Annotated in this window: 1 protein-coding gene; it reads left to right on the plus strand. The window is 65.2% G+C overall.

All coding sequences use genetic code 11. The annotated features are described in order from the left end of the window. Positions 1–402, plus strand: a 402-nt coding sequence (locus PZA18_RS24345; protein ID WP_284103473.1) for a hypothetical protein, incomplete at both ends; no start/stop codon positions are given.

Raw genomic sequence — 402 nt, forward strand, 5'->3', positions numbered from 1 at the left:
CGCTGACGCCGAACCGTGGCCCGAACCTGCCGACCGCCAAGCCGCTCTACGGCAAGCTGCGGCTGGGCAAGTCCCCAGTAGTGATGATCGACCCGCAATTCCAGCGGCCGGAGGCACCACCGATCTCGGGCATGACCGACCAGCTGCAGATCCACCGTAGCCGGTCTTACAACGAGTTTGGCGAGCTGGCCGAAGAAATGGACGGCAACGGCAACCGCACCGTCTACGACTACCAGCAGGGCCGGCTCGTCGCCAAGACAGCGGGCGTCAATGGTAATGGCGAACTGCTCAACCAGATCGACGAGAAGGGTACCCCCGCCAACGCGCCCAAGGGCTCGCGCACCGACTATCGCTACACCGACGGTGGCCGCATCCAGTCGGTAACCGATGCCCGAGGCAGCG

The organism is Parachitinimonas caeni, assembly GCF_030129945.1.
GTDB classification, from domain to species: Bacteria; Pseudomonadota; Gammaproteobacteria; order Burkholderiales; family Chitinimonadaceae; genus Parachitinimonas; species Parachitinimonas caeni.